The organism is Campylobacter concisus (assembly GCF_902460545.1).
Taxonomy (GTDB): domain Bacteria; phylum Campylobacterota; class Campylobacteria; order Campylobacterales; family Campylobacteraceae; genus Campylobacter_A; species Campylobacter_A concisus_AE.
In genome coordinates, this window is sequence record NZ_CABPUE010000010.1 from 60735 (window position 1) to 64710 (window position 3976).

The window sequence follows — 3976 nt, forward strand, 5'->3', positions numbered from 1 at the left end:
CTAAGCTTTATCTATTTTTTTATTGTTATTTTTAAGAAATTTACTGCTAGAAAAATAGACTTTGGCATAAAGGTAATAAGTGTTGGAAATTTGACACTTGGAGGAAGTGGAAAGACTCCACTTTGCGTGGCAATTGCTAAAAATTTCGAGGGCGCTTTTATCATCCTTAGAGGTTACAAAAGAAAAAGCAAAGGCATGCAAGTTGTCGCTCGAAATGGCGAAATTTTACTTGACGTAGCAGCAAGTGGCGATGAGGCGATGATATATGCCACAAGTCTTAAAAACGCAAATGTGATAGTAAGCGAAGATAGGAAATTAGCTATAAAATATGCCAAAGAGTATGGCGCAAAGTATATTTTGTTAGATGACGGATTTTCTAAATTCGACATAGCCAAATTTGACATTCTAGTACGCCCAAACCCAGAGCCAAGGCTAAAATTTTGCTTACCAAGTGGAGCTTATAGATATCCATTTAGCTTTTATAAATTTGCTGATTTTGTGGCGATCGAAGGGCAAACTCATTTTAGAAAGAGTGAAATTTTAAATAAAAGTGAAAAAATGGTTCTAGTTACCGCCATAGCAAACCCAGAGCGCCTCAAGCCATTTTTTGATGAGTGTGTAGCTTGCGTCTTTTTTCCTGACCATTATGATTTTTCAAAAGATGAGTTAGAAGAGGTTTTAAAAAGATATGATGCGACCTCGCTTTTGATGACACAAAAGGACTATGTAAAGGTAAAGGACTTTGGGCTGAGAGTATCACTTATAACGCTTGAAGTTACGCTAAGTGAAGAGTTTAAAAAGGTTTTGGCACAGCAAATTTAAGTCCATTTTGTTATAATGAGCCACTTTCTTAAAGGAAATTTTGGATCAAAATGAGAATTTTAATCACCTCGGTCGCAAAGAAAAAAGAGGCAAAAAAACTAAGTAAAAAGCTCGTAAAAAAGAGCCTTGCAGCTTGTGTGAGTAGCTTTAGCGCAAAAAGCATTTATCTTTGGCAAGAGAAGCTTTGCGATGGAAAAGAGCAAATTTTACTCATAAAAACGGACGTGAAATTTAAAAAGGTGGCTAAATTTATAAGAAAGCACCACAGCTACGAAACCCCAGAAATTTTGGCACTTAAGCCAAAAGAGGTATTTAAAAAATATGAAAAATGGATAAAAAAATCAACCAAAAAAGGTAAAAAATGAGACTAACACCAACTAGAAGCGTGAAAGATGAAAAGGTAAAAAATGTAAATTTAAGCACAGCCATGCTTAGCCCAAGCTCCGCTCACGGCGGACTTTACGCGCCAAAAAAGCTTCCAAAGATAACAAAATCAAAGTGGCAAGAGCTCTCACAATTAAGCTACGAGAAACTCGCACTTCACATCATCTCTCTATTTAAATTTGACGTGCCAGAGGCTTTTTTCAAAAAGGCGGTTAAGAGATACGCGAGTTTTGACGATCCAAAGCACCCAGTTATTTTTAAAAAAATAGATAAAAATTTATATGTAAATGAGCTATATCACGGTCCAACTAGGGCTTTTAAGGATATGGCGCTTCAGCCTTTTGGCTCACTTCTTAGCCAGCTAGCAAAAGAAAGAGGCGAAAAATACCTTATCATGTGTGCAACTAGCGGCGACACAGGTCCTGCAACACTTCAAACCTTTGCAAACGACGAAAATATCAAGGTCGTCTGTCTCTATCCAGATGGTGGCACGAGCGAGGTTCAAAAGCTACAAATGCAGACTATGCAGGGTGAAAATTTAAAGGTTTTTGGTATAAAAGGCGACTTTGACGACGCTCAAAGGGCGCTAAAGATGTTGCTTGCAAATGATAAATTTAAATCTGAGCTTAAGAAAAAGCGCCTTAAACTAAGTGCGGCAAACTCGGTAAATTTTGGCAGAATTCTCTTTCAGATCATCTACCACGCCTACGCCTACGCAAATTTACTAAAGCAAAAGGCGCTTAAGGCAAATGAGAGCTTTGACATTATCGTACCAAGTGGAAATTTCGGCAACGCTCTTGGGGCGTATTACGCTAAAAAAATGGGCGCAAAGATCGGTAAGATCAAGATCGCCTCAAACGCAAATAACATCTTGACGCAGTTTTTTACTACCGGCGTTTACGACCTCAGGGACAAAAAGCTAGTTAAGACGATAAGCCCAGCCATGGACATTTTGATCAGCTCAAACGTCGAGCGTTTGCTATTTGATAAATTTGGTAGCGTTAGAACTAATGAGCTCATGCAAAGCCTAGCTAAAAATAAATTTTATAAGCTTAACAAACAAGAGCTTGAAGCGCTAAAAGAGGACTTTGAGGCTAGCTGGTGTAACGATAAAGAGTGCGAAAGCTACATCGCAAAGCTCGTAAAGGGCGGCTACGCGATCGATCCGCATACTGCTACTTGCTTTAAAATGGTGGAAGCTAGCCGCATAAATGTCATCACATCGACCGCACACTGGGTGAAATTTACGCCAAGCATGATCAAAGCGTGCCAGATCAAAGATACAAAAGATGAAAAAGATGCGCTGGCAAAGACTGCTAAAATTTTAAATGACAGCGTACCAAGCTCGATAAACTCGCTATTTAGCGCAAAAATTTTACATAAAGATGTTATTAGTGAAGATGAGATAGACAAATGTGTCTTAGAATGGATCGAGCAATGATAATCATCCCAGCCCGCCTTGCTTCGACAAGGTTTAGTAACAAAATTTTAAAAGAGATAAATGGCGTGCCGATGTTTGTGGCGACGGCTCTTAGAGTAAGCGGCGTGGACGATGTGGCGGTTGCGGTGGATGAGCAAAGCGTGCTTGATATCGCCAAGGCTCACGGTATAAAAGCTGTGCTAACTAGCAAAGATCATCAAAGTGGCACTGACAGGATAAACGAAGCAGCACAAATTTTGGGGTTAAGCGAGAGTGAGATTATTATAAATGTTCAGGCTGATGAGCCATTTATTGAGCCTGAAAATATCGCTAAATTTAGGGCTTTTTGCGAGCAAAATAGGGAAAAAGCCTTTATGTTTTCTTGTTATAAAAAGATGGATGATGAGTTTGCGGATGATAAAAATTTAGTCAAGGTGGTGACTGATTTTGATGGCTATGCGCTTTATTTTTCAAGATCTAGGATACCATTTAACAGAAGTGAGTGCAAAAGCTATAAAGCGCATCTAGGCATCTATGGATACAGCGTAAAAAGCTTAAAAGAGTTTTGCGCTCTTATGCCTTCAAGCCTTGAAAATACCGAAAAACTCGAGCAGCTACGCGCCTTAGAAAATGGTAAAAAGATAGCGATGCTAGAGGTTGAGAGCCAAAGTATCGGCATCGATAGCGAAGAGGATTACCAAAGAGCGCTAGCTAAATTTGGTAAGAAATAAGTCGGCAAATTCTCTTTAAATAAAGTCAATATTTAAGGAGAATTTATCTAAATTATTAACCTTTAAATGCAGCAAAAATTGTTTTCTGCTCAAATAATATAAAACTAATTTTTCTTGATTTTTATTTTTTTAATTCTGTCTTTAACTACGTAAAATTTTAAAATCGCACTCGAGTAAAAGTCTTTATAGAAACCTAAAAATTTAGGCTCTTTCTTGGTGCAGATAGCTGCAAACACGCTCTCAAGATCTATTCTTTCTTTTTGTGTCAAATTTTCCATCTATTTTCCTAACAACTTTCTCATCTTATTGATAACAAATAATATTTCATCGTCGTCAAGCTCACAAAGAAGTTTGCAAACTGCAGCAGCAGCTTGTGGCTTTGAGTTGCCAAGCCTCCAATCTTGATATGTTCTCATTGGTACACCAAGCTCTTCTGCCATTTTTGCTTGTGAAATTTTCTTACCGATATTTTTTGCCTCAACTGCATTGTGAAGCAAATTAAATATATCACTTGTTTCAATCATTAAAGTATTATACGGATTATTTTATTAAATATACATAAAATAATATATAAATAATAATAATACGTATAAATAAATTAAAATACATTATATATTAT

5 protein-coding genes are annotated in these 3976 nt (G+C 37.3%); 4 read left to right on the forward strand and 1 reads right to left on the reverse strand.

The features are described 5' to 3' along the window. The 4 genes from FZ949_RS08070 to kdsB form a co-directional block, all read left to right on the forward strand. Positions 1-822 (forward strand): tetraacyldisaccharide 4'-kinase (locus tag FZ949_RS08070; protein WP_148790329.1); only part of this gene is annotated, 822 nt, incomplete at its 5' end. 50 nt (positions 823-872) lie between these two features. Next, positions 873-1187 (forward strand): divalent-cation tolerance protein CutA, encoded by a 315-nt coding sequence (gene cutA, locus FZ949_RS09800; protein WP_148790327.1) that lies wholly within the window; start codon positions 873-875, stop codon positions 1185-1187. Further along, complete coding sequence (gene thrC / locus FZ949_RS08080) at positions 1184-2647, forward strand: threonine synthase (RefSeq protein WP_103579490.1); 1464 nt, start codon at positions 1184-1186, stop codon at positions 2645-2647. Before cutA ends, thrC begins: the two co-directional genes overlap by 4 nt. Then, positions 2644-3357 carry a 3-deoxy-manno-octulosonate cytidylyltransferase gene (gene kdsB / locus FZ949_RS08085; protein WP_103579491.1) on the forward strand — a complete coding sequence of 238 codons (714 nt, stop codon included), beginning with the start codon at positions 2644-2646 and terminating at the stop codon, positions 3355-3357. Before thrC ends, kdsB begins: the two co-directional genes overlap by 4 nt. 278 nt (positions 3358-3635) lie before the next feature. Here the strand turns inward: kdsB and FZ949_RS08090 are convergent, their stop codons facing one another. Next, entirely contained in the window at positions 3636-3881 is a 246-nt protein-coding gene (locus tag FZ949_RS08090; RefSeq protein WP_072594609.1) for a helix-turn-helix domain-containing protein, read from the reverse strand. Positions 3882-3976 lie beyond the last annotated feature (95 nt).